The organism is Planomonospora sp. ID67723, from assembly GCF_015711605.1.
In the GTDB taxonomy this organism is placed as follows: domain Bacteria; phylum Actinomycetota; class Actinomycetes; order Streptosporangiales; family Streptosporangiaceae; genus Planomonospora_A.
This window is the reverse complement of the sequence record NZ_JABTEZ010000005.1, coordinates 259,065-273,135: the sequence shown is the minus strand read 5'-3', so window position 1 is coordinate 273,135 and position 14,071 is coordinate 259,065. Positions and strand designations below refer to the sequence as shown.

Genomic DNA, 14,071 nt, shown 5'->3' with positions numbered 1-14,071 from the left:
AGCTCCACAACCCTTCCGAACTGGGCAAAATCATCTTAAGCGGAGAAGCTTTCTGCTGGCCGGCGGGCTCACCCTGGCGGGGCTGGGCGGCGCCGCCCTGGTGTTCGGGCCGGACGGCGTCCGGAACGCCTACGGGCAGATCACGTGCGGAACCATGCCCGAACCGCCCGAGGCGGCTCCGGGTGGACGGCAGCGCGCCACGATGGCCGGCCGCCGGGTGGTGATCGGGTTCCCGCCGGACGCCCGGGGCAGGCTCCCGGTGGTGGTCATGCTGCACGGCGCCGACGGTCACGCGCTGACCCCGTTCGACGTGTACGCGGTCGACCTCTACCTGGCTGCGAGCCGCGGGCGCTTCGCGGTCGCCTCGGTCGACGACTGGCCCTCGGTGGACGTCTCCGGCGCGCTCCTGCCCTACCTGCGCGGCGCGGGCCTGGACACCGAGCGGATCGGGCTGCTGGGCTGGTCGATGGGGGGCGCGGGAGCACTCAGGCTCGCCGCAGAGCTGGGCCGCAAGAAGGTCGCCGCGGTCGCGGCGGCGTCCCCGGCCGTCACCGCGGCGCAGGCTCCGCTGCGCGAGCTGGTGGAGATCCCGCTCTGGCTGGGCTGCGGCGAGCGCGACGAGTGGGCCCCGCAGACGCAGACGATGCTGAAGGGCCTGAAGGCGCTGGGGGCCACGGCCGAGGGCGGGATATCCCGGGGATGCCACGACGCGGCCTACCGCCGCCGGGTTCTCCCGGACCAGCTCGCCTTCCTGGCACGCCACGTGGAGAAGTGACCGCGACGCCGCCGGGCACCGGGGCCGGGCAGCGGGCGGCCGGGCGGCGCGGAAGGGCACTACGGGAAATGACAAGGGACGCCCCGTTGAGGCGTCCCTGGACAGTGTGCCTGCCGGTTCTCTGAGGCCTGTTCCGCAGCTCCCCACGCCCGCGCAGCGGACGAGGGGCCGGAAGGAACAGGCTCTAGGTGAGAGCCGGCTCGCGGTCCTGCAGGCGGGTGAACGTCTCCTCACCGCTGTTCGCCGTGAGCTCGTCGTTCTGGGCCTGGAGCCGGGTGAGCTCTGCCTCGAGATCGCGGATGCGCTGCTGAAGCCGACGCATTTCCGAGACCATCCGAGGGTCGGGACCGCCGACGTGGCCGAGTAGAGCCTTCGCCATGGTTAAGGGTCCTCCACGCTGAGTGACCAGACTGGTTCGCGCACTTCTTTGCCGCGGGAGGGGTGCGCGTGGTTCCTATCAAGAGTCGCACCGGTGAGGGAGACGGTCAAGTTGAACACTCCGCATGGATGCACCCGTGGGCACTCTCGACAGCTAAATATACCTTATGTGGTGGTTTAGGGGAAGCCCTAGCGTTCCACAAAACCCACCAAATCACCTTTGGCTTCGCTCCAGCGTTCCACAACTCCATCCACTTTCCCCGGAGTTCCGCAACCGCGGAGCAGCTCCAGGAGCCTGGCGCCCGCCTCCCGGGGGCCCTCGGCCACGACCTCGACCCGGCCGTCGCCGGTGTTCCTCGCCCAGCCGGTCAGCCCGAGCTCCAGCGCCCGCGCCCGCGTCCACCAGCGGAAACCCACCCCCTGGACCCGGCCCCTGACCCAGGCGGTCAATCGGACATCCGTCATGGTCATCCCTTCCGGGGGGCTCGCGGGCGGGGCTGGCAGCGCGGGCAGCTGTAGGAGGAGCGGTTCATGAACGACTCCCGGACGATCGGCGCGCCGCATCTGCGGCAGGGCTGGTCACGCCTGCCGTACACGGCGAGTGACCGCTCGAAGTAACCGCTCTCGCCATTGACATTCACGTAGAGACTGTCGAAAGATGTTCCGCCCTCGTCCAGCGCCTCGGTCATCACCTCGCGGGCGGCGGCCAGCAGCTCGGCGATCTTCGGCCGGGTCAGCGTCGCCGTGGACCGGGTGCCGTGCAGCCGAGCCCGCCAGAGGGCTTCGTCGGCGTAGATGTTGCCCACTCCGCTGATCAGCGACTGGTCCAGGAGCGCCCGCTTGATCTCCGTTCTCCTGCGCCGGAGATCGATGGCGAACTGCTCGTCGTCGAACACGGGCTCGAAGGGGTCGGCGGCGATGTGCGCGATGGGCTCGGGCACCCACCGGGGGAGCCGCGCGGTCATCGGGGCGACCAGCACGTGCCCGAAGGTCCGCTGGTCGACGAAGCGCAGCTCCGGGCCCCCGTCGGTGAAGCTCAGCCGGATCCGCAGGTGTCTCTCCGGCGCCGAGCCGGGCTCGGTCACCAGGAGCTGGCCGCTCATCCCCAGGTGCGCCAGGACCGCGTCCGGGCTGTCCAGCGGGAGCCAGAGGTACTTCCCCCGGCGTTCGGCGGAACCGATCGTGCGGCCCTTCAGCCGGGCCGCGAACTCCTCGGCGCCGGGCAGGTGGCGCCGGATCGCCCGGGGGTGGAGCACCTCGGCGTGGGCGACGGTCCGCCCGGCCACCCAGTGCTGCAGGCCGCGCCGTACGACCTCGACCTCGGGCAGCTCAGGCATGCGTCCCTCCTTCGGGGGTGTCAGCTCGCTTCGCGCTCGCCCTGTCCGGCCGCCCTGATGCGGTTCCACGCGGCCTCGGCCGCCTGCTGCTCGGCTTCCTTCTTCGACCGGCCGGAACCCGAGCCGTACGCCTCCCCGCCCAGGCGGACGACCGCGGTGAAGGACTTGGCGTGGTCCGGGCCGCTCTCCTCGACGTGGTACTCGGGCACGCCGAGCGACTCGGAGGCGGTGAGCTCCTGCAGGGAGGTCTTCCAGTCGAGGCCGGCGCCCAGCGAGGCCGAACGGGCGATGAGGCCGTCGAAGAGCAGGTGGACGACGCGGAACGACTCGTCCAGGCCCTTGTCGACGTAGACCGAGCCGATGAGGGCCTCGAGGGTGTCGGCGAGGATCGAGGACTTGTCGCGCCCGCCGGTGCCCTCCTCGCCCCGGCCGAGCCGCAGGAAGCGGCCCAGGCCCAGGTTGCGGGCCACGTCGGCGAGGGCGCGCATGTTGACCACCGCGGCCCGCAGTTTGGCCAGCTGCCCCTCGGGCAGGTCGGGGTGGTTGCGGTAGAGGGTGTCGGTGACCACGAGGCCGAGCACCGAGTCGCCCAGGAACTCCAGGCGCTCGTTGGTCGGCAGGCCGCCGTTCTCGTAGGCGTAGGAGCGGTGGGTCAGCGCCCGCTCCAGGATCGCCGGGTCCAGCCGCACGGCCAGGACCCGCTCCAGCTCGTCCCTGGCCACCTCGACGGCCACGGGCTTGACACTTGTCGCCACGTCTTCTCCTCGCACGACTGTTGGACGGTTGCGCGATGGCGAGAGGAGGACGACAGGGCGTCCGTGGGAAAGACCCCGAAGACGTGGTGGGCGCCGGGAGGGCACGCGATGCCGCGAACCCCGGCGTCCACCACAGCCGCGGGCGGACCGCCATCGCATCGTGGGCGAACGGTGACGCCGGTCGGGGGCCGTGGCCCCCGACCGGCATCCGTCGGTCAGAATGCGATCAGGCGGAGGGCTCGATCACCTGACGGCGGTTGTAGGTGCCGCAGGTCGGGCACGCCATGTGCGGACGCTTCGGCGAGCGGCACTGGGGGCAGCTCACGAGCGAAACCGCGGCGGCCTTCCACTGCGACCTGCGGGAGCGAGTGTTGCTCCGCGACATCTTGCGCTTGGGGACAGCCACGTCAGCTCTCCTGATCGTTGTTATGTTCCGGAACCAGGCCTTGCAGCTTGGCCCAGCGGGCGTCGATGACCTCGTGCCTGTGACCAGGCTCGGCGTCGGCCAACCGGACCCCGCACTCCGAGCAGAGCCCGGCGCAGTCTTCACTGCACAACGGGCTCAGCGGCAGTGTGAGCACCACCGCGTCACGGAACACGGGTTCGAGATCGAGCAGTTCGCCGTCGAGAAGCGAGTCATCCTCGGCCGCATCCTCAGCCGAGTAGAAGAACAGCTCCTGGAATGACACCTCGGTCTCCGAGGTGACCGGTTCCAGGCACCGTGCGCACTCCCCCCGCAGCGGAGAGTGTGCCGTGCCCGTGACGAGCACGCCTTCCATGACCGCCTCAAGCCGGATGTCCAGCTTCACGTCGGCGTCCTTGGGGACGCCGATCATGTCGACCGCGACGTCCGCCGGTGCCGGGAGAGTGAGATGCATCTCGCGCATCGATCCCGGTCGCCGACCCAGATCATGGGTGGACACCACCCAGGGGGCTCGGGGATCAAGGTGCAGAGTCATTCCGCTCTCATCAGGCATGGCGAATCACCGCCGTCGTGCAAGGCCGAAATAAGAGAATACCAGGGTGCGGAGGCTGTCCTGCGAGCCCTCGCCCGCCGGGGTGCGGAGCGCGGGCCCGCGGCGCGGCTCCCGGCCCCCCGGCGGCCGGGTTCTCAGCCCCTGAGCCGCTCGACCAGGCGTTCCAGGACGAGGTCGGGGACGAGGCCGGCCACGCTCCCTCCGTACCGGACGATCTCCTTGATCCGGCTGGAGGACAGGAACGACACCTCGGGCCCGGTCGCCATGAACAGCGTCTCGACCCCGGACATCCGGTAGTTCAGCTGGGCCTGCTGGAGCTCGTAGTCGAAGTCGCTGACCGCGCGCAGGCCCTTGACGATCGCGGGGATCTCCTGCTGCCTGCAGTAGTCCACCAGCAGGCCGTGGAACTTGTCCACGCGCACGTTGCCGTACTCCTTGGTCACGGCCTGGAGCATCTCGATCCGCTCCTCCACCGTGAACAGGCTCTTCTTCTCGATGTTGATCAGGACGGCCACGACGACCTCGTCGTACTGCCGGGAGGCCCGGCCGATGATGTCCAGATGGCCGTTGGTGACGGGGTCGAAGGACCCCGGACAGACAACGCGACGCAAGGCGACCCCCAGGTTTACGGATTCCCGGCGGCGCGACCGTACCAAACGGACGCTTCGCCGTAACGACGGACCCTCTCCTCTTCGAACCCCACCGGCCAGACCAGGTCCTTCCCCCGGCTCTCCCGCTCCACCGCCACCAGCGCGTCCGGCGCCAGCCAGCCGTGGTCGCGCAGCTGCCCCAGCACCGCGTCGACCGCCTCGGCGGTCACCGCGTAGGGCGGATCGGCGAACACGAAGTCGTACGGCTGCGCGGCACCCCGGGCGAGCACCCGCTCCACCTTCTCGGCGGCGAGCTCGGCGCCCGGCAGGCCGAGGGCGGACATGTTGGCCCTGATCGTCCTGACCGCCCTGGTCTCGTACTCCACCAGCAGGGCGTGGGCCGCCCCCCGCGACAGCGCCTCCAGCCCGACGGCGCCCGAACCGGCGTACAGGTCCAGCACCCGCGCCCCGTCCAGCGAGCCGAGCAGCGACCCCACCGTGGAGAAGATCCCCTCCCTGGCCCGGTCGCTGGTGGGCCGCGTCCGGTGTCCCGGCGGCACGGCCAGCCGCCTTCCTCCTGCGATCCCCGCGATGACTCGACTCACCCCCCCATTCTCCCGTGTCGCGGCGAAACACATAACCGCAGCTCAGAGGGGTTTCCCGCGTCGATCTAGGTCAAGAGTGGGCAAGGAGTGGCGACGAAAGCGCAAGGACCGTTCCCTCGGGCCCCGGCACCTTGCATGATGAGTCCTGCGGCCTTCAAGTGACCCAGGGGAAGGCCGACCGACGTGATCGTGAGCCCTTCCGCACGTCGGTGCTCTCGGCACCTGACCCGAGAGTGGGCCCAGGCGGGGACGGCATTCGGGGGGAGGCCGTCCCCGCAACTGGGCATCTCAGGTCTTCTCGAGATATTCGGCGCGTTCGTCGGCGAGCAGCCGTTCGATCTCCGCCCGCAGGACCGGGTGCCCGGCCAGGTCGGGATCGGCGGTCAGCATGGTCTCGGCCTCCTCACGCGCGGTCTGGATGACGTCCTCGTCGCGCAGCAGCCGCAGCATCTTCAGCGACGACCTGCGGCCCGACTGGGCCACGCCCAGCACATCACCCTCCCGGCGCTGCTCCAGGTCCACCCGGGAGAGCTCGAAGCCGTCCAGGGTCGCCGCGACCGCGTCGAGCCGCTCGCGGGCCGGGGTGCCGCCGGGCGACTCGCTCACCAGCAGGCACAGCCCCGGCAGGCCGCCACGGCCGACCCGGCCCCGCAGCTGGTGAAGCTGGGAGACGCCGAACCGGTCGGCGTCCATGATGACCATGACCGAGGAGTTGGGCACGTCCACGCCGACCTCGATGACCGTGGTCGCCACCAGGACGTCGACCTCCCCCTTGGCGAAGGCCCGCATCACCGCGTCCTTCTCCTCGGGCGGCAGCTTGCCGTGCAGCACCGCCGTGCGCAGCCCGCGCAGCGGCCCCTGCGAGAGCATCTCCGCCACGTCCAGCACCGCCAGCGGCGGACGCCGGTCGTCGTCGCCCTTGGCCAGGTCTCCCTCGTCACCCTCCAGATCGCCGATGCGCGGGCAGACGACGTAGGCCTGCCTGCCGAGCCCGACCTCCTCGCGCAGCCGTGCCCACGCCCGGTCCAGGAAGTGCGGCTTCTCCGCCACGGGGACCACGTGGGTGGTGATCGGGGCGCGGCCGGAGGGAAGCTGGGAGAGCGTGGAGACCGTGAGGTCGCCGAAGACCGTCATGGCCACCGTGCGCGGGATCGGGGTGGCGGTCATGACCAGGACGTGCGGGCGCCCGCCGCCGGCCTTCTCGCGCAGCGCGTCGCGCTGCTCGACGCCGAAGCGGTGCTGCTCGTCGACCACGACCAGGCCCAGGTCGGCGAACTGCACCTTCTCCTGCAGGACCGCGTGGGTGCCCACCACGATCCCGGCCGCGCCGGAGGCCGCGTCGAGCATCGCCGTACGGCGCGCGGCGGCGCCGAGCGAGCCTGTCAGCAGGGCGACCGCGGTGCCGCCGAACATGCCGCCGGCGGCCAGGTCGCCCAGCATCGCGGAGATCGACCGGTGGTGCTGCTGGGCGAGCACCTCGGTGGGGGCGAGCAGCACGGCCTGGCCGCCGGCGTCGACCACCTGGAGCATCGCCCGCAGCGCCACCACGGTCTTGCCCGCGCCGACCTCGCCCTGCAGCAGCCGGTGCATGGGGTGGGCCCTGGCCAGGTCGGCCGCGATCTCCTCCCCCACGCTCCGCTGCCCCTCGGTGAGCTCGAACGGCAGCCGCCCGTCGAAGTCGGCCAGCAGCCCGTCGTCGCACCGGGGCCGGGGCGTGGCGGGCCAGGCCTCCGCGGCCATCCGCCGCTGCATCAGCACGGCCTGGAGCAGGAAAGCCTCGTCGAACTTGAGCCGCTTGCGCGCCCGGGTCACGTCGCCGTGGTCGCGCGGCCGGTGGATCGCCAGCAGCGCCTCGCTCAGTCCGGGGAGCCCGTGCCGGGCGCGCAGGTCGCCCGGGAGCGGGTCGTCCAGGGTCCCCATGGTGTCGAGGACGACGCCCAGGGCCCGCCGGATCGCCCAGGGCGTCACGTCCTTGCCCGCCGGGTAGATCGGCACCAGAGCGGCGGCGAACTCCCCCGCCTCCGTCTCCGACTCGTCGACCATCTCGAACTCCGGATGGGCGAGCTGCCATTTGCGCCGCTCGCCCTGGCCGAACGCGCCGACCTTCCCGGCGAACATGCCGCGGGCGCCCGGGCGCAGCCGCGTCTCGGCGATGTGGGAGGCCTTGCCGAAGAACGACAGGTAGATCTTGCTCCCCCGGCCGTCGACGACCTCGACCTCCAGCCAGGTGCCGCCCTTGTTGCGCATCGGCTTGCGCATGGTCCTGGTGACCTCGCCGACCACGGTGACGTGATCGTCGACCCGCAGGTCGTCGAGGTCGGTCAGCTCGCCCCGCTGGGCGTAGCGGCGGGGGTAGTGCCGGAGCAGGTCGCCGACGGTGCGCAGATCGAGGACGCTCTCCAGCAGCCTGGCGGTCTTCGGGTCCAGTGCCCTGCCCAGCGGCTCGTCGAAGCTCGTCACCGAGACTTTCTACCGCCTCCGGCCGACAGAATTCATCCCGTCCGGCGGGCCGTGCCGGGCGTCCGCCGCCGGACGGCGGTCACTCGACGCCGACGAGCAGCGGATAACCGCCCTGGCCGCCCTCGTAGCGGACGACCTCGATGTCGGGCCGGACCCGCGCCAGACGGTCCTGTACGGCCTGCGCCAGCCCGCCGGGCGCGTCGGCGCCCTCCAGCAGGGTGACCAGCTCGCTGCTGGAGGAGACCATGCGGCCGACGAGCTCCAGCGCGATCTCCGTCAGGTCGGTGCCGATCATCGCGGCGTCCCCGTCGATCACGCCCAGGACCTCGCCCGGGCCGATCAGCCCGGCGCTCGTCATGACCGCGCGGTCGGCCACCCAGACGTGCCCGTGCCGGGTGTGCGCGGCGGCCTCGGTCATCGCGACCACGTCGTCGTCGAAACGCCGCAGCGGGTCGTGGACGGCCAGCGCCGACAGGCCCTGGACCGAGGCCCGGGTGGGCAGCACGCTCACCGCGAGCCCCTCCTCCCGCGCGATCTCCGCCGCCGCCGCGGCGACCTCGCGCGTCCCGCTGTCGTTGGGCAGGACCACGACCTCGGCGCCCGCCTCCCGGATGGCGGCCAGCACCGCGGCCAGCGGCGGGCTGGCTCCGGGGTCGCGGCGGACCACCACGGCGCCGGAGCGCTCGAACACCGCGCCGAGGGCCGTCCCCGCCGCCACGGCCACCACCCCCCGGCCTCCCGCCGCCCGGTGCGTCCGGTCGGATCCGACGAGGTACTCCACCTTGATCCGGTACGGCCTGCCGGCGCGCATGCCCGCCTCGATCGCGGCCCCCGCGTCGTCCACGTGCACGTGGACGTTCCACAGCCCCTCGCCGCCCACGACCACCAGCGAGTCGCCGAGCGCGTCGAGCTCCGCGCGCAACGCGTCCACCGCCGCCGCCCCGGCCTCCAGCAGGTACATGACCTCGTACGCGGGGCCCCGTCCGGCGGCGTCCCCGCGCGGCGGGACGTCACCGGCCGGATCCGCCGCGCCCTGCGGCGCGGCCTGCCGCGCGGGGACGTCCGGCCGCCCGGTGTAGGAGTCGGTCACCACCGCGGCCAGGCTCTCCAGGATGATCGCCAGGCCCGCGCCGCCCGCGTCCACCACGCCGTTGCGGGCGAGCACGTCGAGCTGGCCGGTGGTGCGCCGCACCGCGGCACGGGCCTCCTCCGCCGCCCGCCTCACCACCGAGGCGAGATCTCCCCGCAGGTCCCGCATCGCCGCGGCGACCGCGCCGAGCACGCTCAGCACCGTGCCCTCGACCGGCCTCTCCACCGCGCCCCGGGCCAGCTCGGCGGCCCTGACCAGGCCGCGCCCGAGGTCGTCGCCCCGGCCCTCGGCGTTCCTCAGCACCTCGGCGAGACCGCGCAGCGCCTGGCTGACGATGACCCCGGAGTTGCCCCGGGCGCCGAGCAGCGCGCCCTGGGCGAGCGTGCGCCACGTGGTGGCCGCGTCCGCGTCGCCGGGCAGCCCGTCGAGCGCCTCGGCCGCCGCCAGCATGGTCAGGTGCAGGTTGGTGCCGGTGTCGCCGTCGGGCACCGGGAAGACGTTGAGCGCGTCGATCTCCTCCCGCGCCCTGCCGAGGTTCTCCGCGGCCAGACGCGACCACCGCCGGACCGCCGGCGGGTCGAGAACCTGCAGCATTCCTGCCCCCCGTGCCTGTGGTCGCGTGCGACCCGCCGTCTGCCACTCTCCGGATGCGCTACGGTTGCCTCCGGAGATTATCCCCGTTCGGCCGGTCGTGGCAGCTCGCGTTGGCATGCATGGTCAGGCATCGGATATCCTCGTTTGGCCAGCCGGTTGTCCCGGCATGCCCGATGACCGCCAAGCGGATCGGGTCTCTCGACTGATTGAAGGAGCGAACCGTGGCTTCCGTCTGCGACGTCTGCGCTAAGAAGCCGATCTTCGGCAACAACGTCTCCCACTCGCACCGCCGCACCCGTCGCAGCTGGAAGCCGAACATCCAGCCCGTGCGCGCGGTCGTGAACGGCACGCCGAAGCGGCTGAACGTGTGCACCTCCTGCATCAAGGCCGGCAAGGTCACCCGCTAGTCAGGCTTTCCGAGCAGCCCGCCGTCCCCGGAGAGGGGACGGCGGGCTGCTCGGCGTTGCGGTCCCGCCCGGCGGTGCCGCCTACCTGCCGCGCCAGTGCCAGGCGTGGTCGACCGGGCCGATCCCCCCGCCCAGCGGGAAGCCCCGGGCGATCGCGCCGGTGACGTAGTCCTTGGCCTTCCGCACCGCGGACGGCACGTCCTCGCCGAGAGCCAGGTGGGAGGCGACGGCCGAGGCCAGGGTGCAGCCGGTGCCGTGGGTGTGGCGGTTGTCATGGCGCTCGGCGGTGAAACGGAACTCCTGGACGCCGTCGGTCAGCAGGTCGACCGGGGCCCCGGGCAGGTGCCCGCCCTTGACCAGCGCCCACGCCGGGCCCAGTTCCAGGATCGCGTCGGCCGCCCGGCGCAGGTCCCGCTCGTCCTCGACCTTGACCCCGGTGAGCTGGGAGACCTCCCACAGGTTCGGGGTCACGACGGTGGCCACGGGCAGCAGGCGCGACTTCATCGTGTCCACGGCCTCGGGGGCGAGCAGCGCGTCGCCGTGCTTGGAGACCCCGACCGGGTCCACCACGACCGGCGCGTCCACCCCGGACAGCACCTCGGCCACGGTCTCCACGAGCACGGGCGAGGCCAGCATCCCGGTCTTGACCGCCTGGGCGCCGATGTCGCCGAGCACCGAGTCGAGCTGGGCGCGCACCGCCTCCGGCGGGAGCTCCCAGTAGCCCTGCACGCCCAGCGAGTTCTGCGCCGTCACCGCGGCGATCACGCTCATGCCGTGCACGCCGAGAGCGAGCATGGTCTTCAGGTCGGCTTGGATTCCCGCGCCGCCGCCGGAGTCGGAGCCGGCGACGGTCAGCACGCGGGGAGGGGACGAAGCGGTCATGCCTCCCATCCAACCAGCCGGTGGCCGGACCCGATCCCACGGGAGGGCGGACGAGCGGGGCACGTGAAGGGCCGGCCGCCCGCCGTACCGGCCGCCGAGGGGGCGAGAACGCCGGTGCCGAGGGAAACCCGCCCCCTGGGCCCCTAGACGACCGAGCAGTCCCCCTGGACGCTCCTGCAGGCCTGCGGGGCCTCCGCCCTGCCGCGCGCGACGAAGGTGACGACCAGCTCCTCACCGGCCTTCAGCCCTCCGGCGGACTCGATCACCAGGGTCCCGCCGTCCTGCCTCCACCGGGCACCGGCCACCGAAGCGACCTCGCCGTTCACCGGCAGTGCCAGCTCCAGCGCGCGGACCCTCTCGTCCGCCGCGACCACGAGCTCGGCGGTGTAGGACCGGGGGCGCTCCTTCAGCACGCCGAAGCCGACCGTGATCGTCGGGTCCTCGGTCGGGGCCGGGGTTTCGACGCGCGGGGAGTCGGTGACCACCGGGGTCGGCGTCGCCTGGGTCGGAGTCGGCGTCGGAGTCGGCGTCGGCGTGGTCCGGTCGTCGATGTCGATCAGCTCGCCGGCGTCCCGCTCCGACGGAGGCTCCTCGGTGGGGAGCGACTCGTCCTCGGGCGGCGCCGTCTCGGCGCTCTGCGGCACGCGGGTGGCGGTCGGGGCGGGAGAGGACCTCCGGGCGGGACCCGCGCCCCTGCGGGTCGCCGACGGCACGGGAACCGGGGAGGTCGTGGCCCCCTCGGCCCCCGCGGGCTCCTGGCTGGGATCGGGCTCCCCGCCCGGCTCCGGAGTGCCGGCCTCCGGCTCGGGCCGGTTCGAGGCCCCGGCGAGGCAGGCGTCCCCGGAACAGCCCGCGACCGAGGCGTCGGGGCTCTTCCACGCCTGGACACCGAGCACGGTGCCGCCGGTCACCGCGACCACGGCGGTGACGGCCAGCAGGGTCAGCTTGATCCATCCGCCGGAGCGCCGCTCCTCGCCGGGCCAGACCGGGTCGGGAGCGTCGGCCCCGGCGGACCAGCCGGACCCCAGGAAGCCGGTCGGGGTTCCCGTCCGGAGCCCGTCGCGGTGCTCACTGCGGAACTCATCGCGGGACTCGCCGCGGAACTCATCGCGGTGCTCACTGCGGGACTCATCGCGGGACTCGTTGTGGAACTCCCCGTGGGCCTCGCTCCCGATCCCGCCCCAGATCTCAGCGGTCGCCGCCTGCTCGGGGCGAAGTCTGCGTCCGGCCGGCTCGCCGCGGTCGTCTGGATCCGGAGCGGGCTCCGGTCCGTCTTCCCCCTGATGTCGGGGAAGCTCGTCTCCACGTCCTCCGTGGCGGCCCATGTCACCTCTTTCTCCGGGGAACGCTGGCCGCCCATCTTAATAACATCTTTAACACGCGTTTGTCACAAATTTCACTGATGCCTCATGAAATACTGATCACACGTGGTAAAAGCCGCATCACTCTCGGAAGTGATCCCAGCCGCCCCGCCCCGGCGCCCGGCCGCCCACCCGCACCCCGTCGCCCTCGACGACACGGCCCACCACCGCCCAGACGGACGGGAGCCGTACGTCAGGGGGGAAGGTCGCGGCGAGGGCGTGGTCGTCGCCGCCGGTGAGCACCCAGTCCAGCGGATGGGCGGCGAGCAGCCGCCCGGCCCGCTCCATCTCCGGAGGCACGGCGAAGGAGCCGAGGTCGAGGTCGATCCCCACCCCGCTGGCCTTCGCGATGTGCCCGAGATCCTGGATCAGGCCGTCGCTGACGTCCAGCATCGCGGTCGCCCCCAGCACGGCGGCCTGGGGACCGCAGGAGTAGGGCGGACGGGGGCGCCGATGGGCCTCGATCAGCCCGCCCAGCCCGTCCGGCGCGCCGGGCTCCCCGCCGCCGCGCGCCTCCCCCGTCTCGCCCGCCGCGGCCGGTCCCGCGCCGAGCAGGGCGAGGCCGGCGGCGGCGTGGCCGAGCCGGCCCGCCACCGCCACGACGTCACCTGGGCGGGCCCCCGACCGGGTGACCGGTGCGCGCCCGCCCAGATCGCCGAGGGCGGTGACGCCGATCACCACCAGGTCGCAGCGTGTGGTGTCGCCGCCCGCGACGCTCGCGCCGACCAGGTCGCACTCGTCGCGGAAGCCGTCGGCGAGGTCGTCCAGCCAGCCGGTGCCGATCTCGGCGGGCATGCCGAGACCCACGACGATCCCGGTGGGATCGGCCCCCATCGCCACGACGTCGGACAGGTTCTGCGCCGCGGCCTTGCGGCCGATCTCGTAGGCGCTGGACCAATCGCGGCGGAAGTGCCTACCCTCGATCAGCAAGTCCGTTGTCACGACGACCCGCCTGTCGGGCGCACTCACCACCGCGGCGTCGTCTCCGGGACCGAGCAACACGGTCTCACCTTGTGGCAGGCGTCCGGCAATACGTGCAACGATTCCGAATTCGCCGAGATCTCCGACTGTGATGGCGCACCTCCCGTTCATCACAGGGTACGGTGGCCCTTCGGCACTGATCCAATCGCCCGGGAGGACGTTATGGTGCAGGCCTACATCCTGATCCAGACCGAGGTCGGCAAGGCCGCCAGCGTGGCGAGCGAGATCTCCGCGATCTCCGGCGTCACGCAGGCCGAGGACGTCACCGGCCCGTACGACGTGATCGTGCGCGCCGAGGCTCGCAACGTGGACGAGCTGGGCAAGCTCGTGGTGGCCCAGATTCAGGCGGTGGAGGGGATCACGCGTACGCTTACGTGTCCCATCGTCCACATCTGACCCACGAGAAAGTGCCATGCCGTACCGGTTCGCCCGCTGGGCGGGCTGCGCCTGCGCCCTGCTGACCCTGGCGGGGTGCGGCGGCGCGGTCCGGGTGGACCCCCCGGTCCCGGAGCCTTCGGTCGCCGCCGCGTGCGGCACGCTCGTCGAGCGGCTGCCGGCGACGCTCGACGGCGCGGAGCGGGTGGAGTCCGTCCCCGCGTCGCCGTACGTCGCCGTGTGGGGGTCCGGGGAGATCGCCCTGCGCTGCGGGGTGCCGCGACCGGCGAACATGGCCCCCACCGACCGGGTACCGGTGTTCGACGACGTGGCGTGGTTCAGCGCGCCGTCCCTGCCGACGCTGTTCACCTCCGTCGGCCGCCAGGCGTACGTCGAGGTGACGATCTCCCGCACGCACGCTCCGGAGGCCGTCCTCATCGCCCTGGCGGCCCCGATCAAGGCGGCGCTGCCGCAGACCGGGTGAGCGCCGCTCTCACCGGGCCG

17 protein-coding genes are annotated in these 14,071 nt (G+C 72.5%); 4 read left to right on the top strand and 13 right to left on the bottom strand.

Annotation, left to right across the window (positions count from 1 at the left end; translation table 11 throughout):
- Window positions 1–154 precede the first annotated feature (154 nt).
- On the top strand, window positions 155–775 hold the full coding sequence (locus HS041_RS32090) for an alpha/beta fold hydrolase (RefSeq protein WP_196444610.1): 621 nt from the start codon (window positions 155–157) through the stop codon (window positions 773–775).
- A gap of 184 nt (window positions 776–959) precedes the next feature.
- Here HS041_RS32090 and HS041_RS32085 read toward each other — a convergent pair whose 3' ends face one another.
- The 10 genes from HS041_RS32085 to HS041_RS32040 all read right to left on the bottom strand — a co-directional run bounded on the left by HS041_RS32085 (window position 960) and on the right by HS041_RS32040 (window position 9,561).
- Window positions 960–1,154, bottom strand: a complete 195-nt coding sequence (locus HS041_RS32085; protein ID WP_196444609.1) for a hypothetical protein — start codon at window positions 1,152–1,154, stop codon at window positions 960–962.
- 188 nt (window positions 1,155–1,342) lie between these two features.
- On the bottom strand, window positions 1,343–1,618 hold the full coding sequence (locus tag HS041_RS32080) for an acylphosphatase (RefSeq protein WP_196444608.1): 276 nt from the start codon (window positions 1,616–1,618) through the stop codon (window positions 1,343–1,345).
- Between the two features lie 2 nt (window positions 1,619–1,620).
- Window positions 1,621–2,490, bottom strand: a complete 870-nt coding sequence (gene mutM, locus HS041_RS32075; RefSeq protein ID WP_196444607.1) for a bifunctional DNA-formamidopyrimidine glycosylase/DNA-(apurinic or apyrimidinic site) lyase — start codon at window positions 2,488–2,490, stop codon at window positions 1,621–1,623.
- 20 nt (window positions 2,491–2,510) lie between these two features.
- Entirely contained in the window at window positions 2,511–3,224 is a 714-nt protein-coding gene (gene rnc, locus HS041_RS32070) for a ribonuclease III (protein ID WP_196445060.1), read from the bottom strand.
- A gap of 247 nt (window positions 3,225–3,471) precedes the next feature.
- Window positions 3,472–3,651: a 50S ribosomal protein L32 gene (gene rpmF, locus HS041_RS32065; RefSeq protein WP_068926486.1), complete on the bottom strand. Its 180-nt coding sequence runs from the start codon at window positions 3,649–3,651 to the stop codon at window positions 3,472–3,474.
- A gap of 1 nt (window position 3,652) precedes the next feature.
- Window positions 3,653–4,222, bottom strand: a complete 570-nt coding sequence (locus HS041_RS32060; protein WP_230880054.1) for a YceD family protein — start codon at window positions 4,220–4,222, stop codon at window positions 3,653–3,655.
- Window positions 4,223–4,356: 134 nt separating this feature from the next.
- Window positions 4,357–4,833, bottom strand: a complete 477-nt coding sequence (gene coaD / locus HS041_RS32055; protein WP_196444606.1) for a pantetheine-phosphate adenylyltransferase — start codon at window positions 4,831–4,833, stop codon at window positions 4,357–4,359.
- Window positions 4,834–4,847: 14 nt separating this feature from the next.
- Complete coding sequence (rsmD, locus tag HS041_RS32050; protein ID WP_196444605.1) at window positions 4,848–5,417, bottom strand: 16S rRNA (guanine(966)-N(2))-methyltransferase RsmD; 570 nt, start codon at window positions 5,415–5,417, stop codon at window positions 4,848–4,850.
- Between the two features lie 288 nt (window positions 5,418–5,705).
- On the bottom strand, window positions 5,706–7,877 hold the full coding sequence (recG, locus tag HS041_RS32045) for an ATP-dependent DNA helicase RecG (RefSeq protein WP_196444604.1): 2,172 nt from the start codon (window positions 7,875–7,877) through the stop codon (window positions 5,706–5,708).
- Between the two features lie 79 nt (window positions 7,878–7,956).
- A complete protein-coding gene (locus HS041_RS32040) occupies window positions 7,957–9,561 on the bottom strand; it encodes a DAK2 domain-containing protein (protein WP_196444603.1) in 1,605 nt (534 codons plus the stop codon).
- A 221-nt stretch (window positions 9,562–9,782) separates the two neighbouring features.
- Here HS041_RS32040 and rpmB point away from each other — a divergent pair, with 221 nt between their 5' ends.
- Window positions 9,783–9,968, top strand: coding sequence for a 50S ribosomal protein L28 (gene rpmB / locus HS041_RS32035; protein ID WP_184941000.1), 186 nt, complete (start codon window positions 9,783–9,785; stop codon window positions 9,966–9,968).
- A gap of 81 nt (window positions 9,969–10,049) precedes the next feature.
- Here the strand turns inward: rpmB and thiD are convergent, their stop codons facing one another.
- The 3 genes from thiD to HS041_RS32020 form a co-directional block, all read right to left on the bottom strand.
- On the bottom strand, window positions 10,050–10,859 hold the full coding sequence (gene thiD / locus HS041_RS32030; RefSeq protein ID WP_374058905.1) for a bifunctional hydroxymethylpyrimidine kinase/phosphomethylpyrimidine kinase: 810 nt from the start codon (window positions 10,857–10,859) through the stop codon (window positions 10,050–10,052).
- Between the two features lie 134 nt (window positions 10,860–10,993).
- Window positions 10,994–12,175 carry a hypothetical protein gene (locus tag HS041_RS32025; protein ID WP_196444601.1) on the bottom strand — a complete coding sequence of 394 codons (1,182 nt, stop codon included), beginning with the start codon at window positions 12,173–12,175 and terminating at the stop codon, window positions 10,994–10,996.
- 117 nt (window positions 12,176–12,292) lie between these two features.
- Window positions 12,293–13,303 carry a thiamine-phosphate kinase gene (locus HS041_RS32020; protein ID WP_196444600.1) on the bottom strand — a complete coding sequence of 337 codons (1,011 nt, stop codon included), beginning with the start codon at window positions 13,301–13,303 and terminating at the stop codon, window positions 12,293–12,295.
- Window positions 13,304–13,354: 51 nt separating this feature from the next.
- Between HS041_RS32020 and HS041_RS32015 the strand changes: the two genes are divergently transcribed.
- Both HS041_RS32015 and HS041_RS32010 read left to right on the top strand, forming a co-directional pair.
- Window positions 13,355–13,588 (top strand): Lrp/AsnC family transcriptional regulator, encoded by a 234-nt coding sequence (locus tag HS041_RS32015; RefSeq protein ID WP_184940995.1) that lies wholly within the window; start codon window positions 13,355–13,357, stop codon window positions 13,586–13,588.
- A gap of 16 nt (window positions 13,589–13,604) precedes the next feature.
- Window positions 13,605–14,051, top strand: coding sequence for a DUF3515 domain-containing protein (locus tag HS041_RS32010; RefSeq protein WP_196444599.1), 447 nt, complete (start codon window positions 13,605–13,607; stop codon window positions 14,049–14,051).
- Window positions 14,052–14,071 lie beyond the last annotated feature (20 nt).

Excerpts from the sequence above, each read along its gene's own strand:
- HS041_RS32090 (WP_196444610.1), top strand. The coding sequence starts at position 155 with ATGCCCGAACCGCCCGAGGCGGCTCCGGGTGGACGGCAGCGCGCCACG.
- HS041_RS32085 (WP_196444609.1), bottom strand. The coding sequence starts at position 1,154 with ATGGCGAAGGCTCTACTCGGCCACGTCGGCGGTCCCGACCCTCGGATG.
- HS041_RS32080 (WP_196444608.1), bottom strand. The coding sequence starts at position 1,618 with ATGACGGATGTCCGATTGACCGCCTGGGTCAGGGGCCGGGTCCAGGGG.
- mutM (WP_196444607.1), bottom strand. The coding sequence starts at position 2,490 with ATGCCTGAGCTGCCCGAGGTCGAGGTCGTACGGCGCGGCCTGCAGCAC.
- HS041_RS32060 (WP_230880054.1), bottom strand. The coding sequence starts at position 4,222 with ATGCCTGATGAGAGCGGAATGACTCTGCACCTTGATCCCCGAGCCCCC.
- HS041_RS32040 (WP_196444603.1), bottom strand. The coding sequence starts at position 9,561 with ATGCTGCAGGTTCTCGACCCGCCGGCGGTCCGGCGGTGGTCGCGTCTG.
- thiD (WP_374058905.1), bottom strand. The coding sequence starts at position 10,859 with ATGGGAGGCATGACCGCTTCGTCCCCTCCCCGCGTGCTGACCGTCGCC.
- HS041_RS32025 (WP_196444601.1), bottom strand. The coding sequence starts at position 12,175 with ATGGGCCGCCACGGAGGACGTGGAGACGAGCTTCCCCGACATCAGGGG.
- HS041_RS32020 (WP_196444600.1), bottom strand. The coding sequence starts at position 13,303 with ATGAACGGGAGGTGCGCCATCACAGTCGGAGATCTCGGCGAATTCGGA.
- HS041_RS32015 (WP_184940995.1), top strand. The coding sequence starts at position 13,355 with ATGGTGCAGGCCTACATCCTGATCCAGACCGAGGTCGGCAAGGCCGCC.
- HS041_RS32010 (WP_196444599.1), top strand. The coding sequence starts at position 13,605 with ATGCCGTACCGGTTCGCCCGCTGGGCGGGCTGCGCCTGCGCCCTGCTG.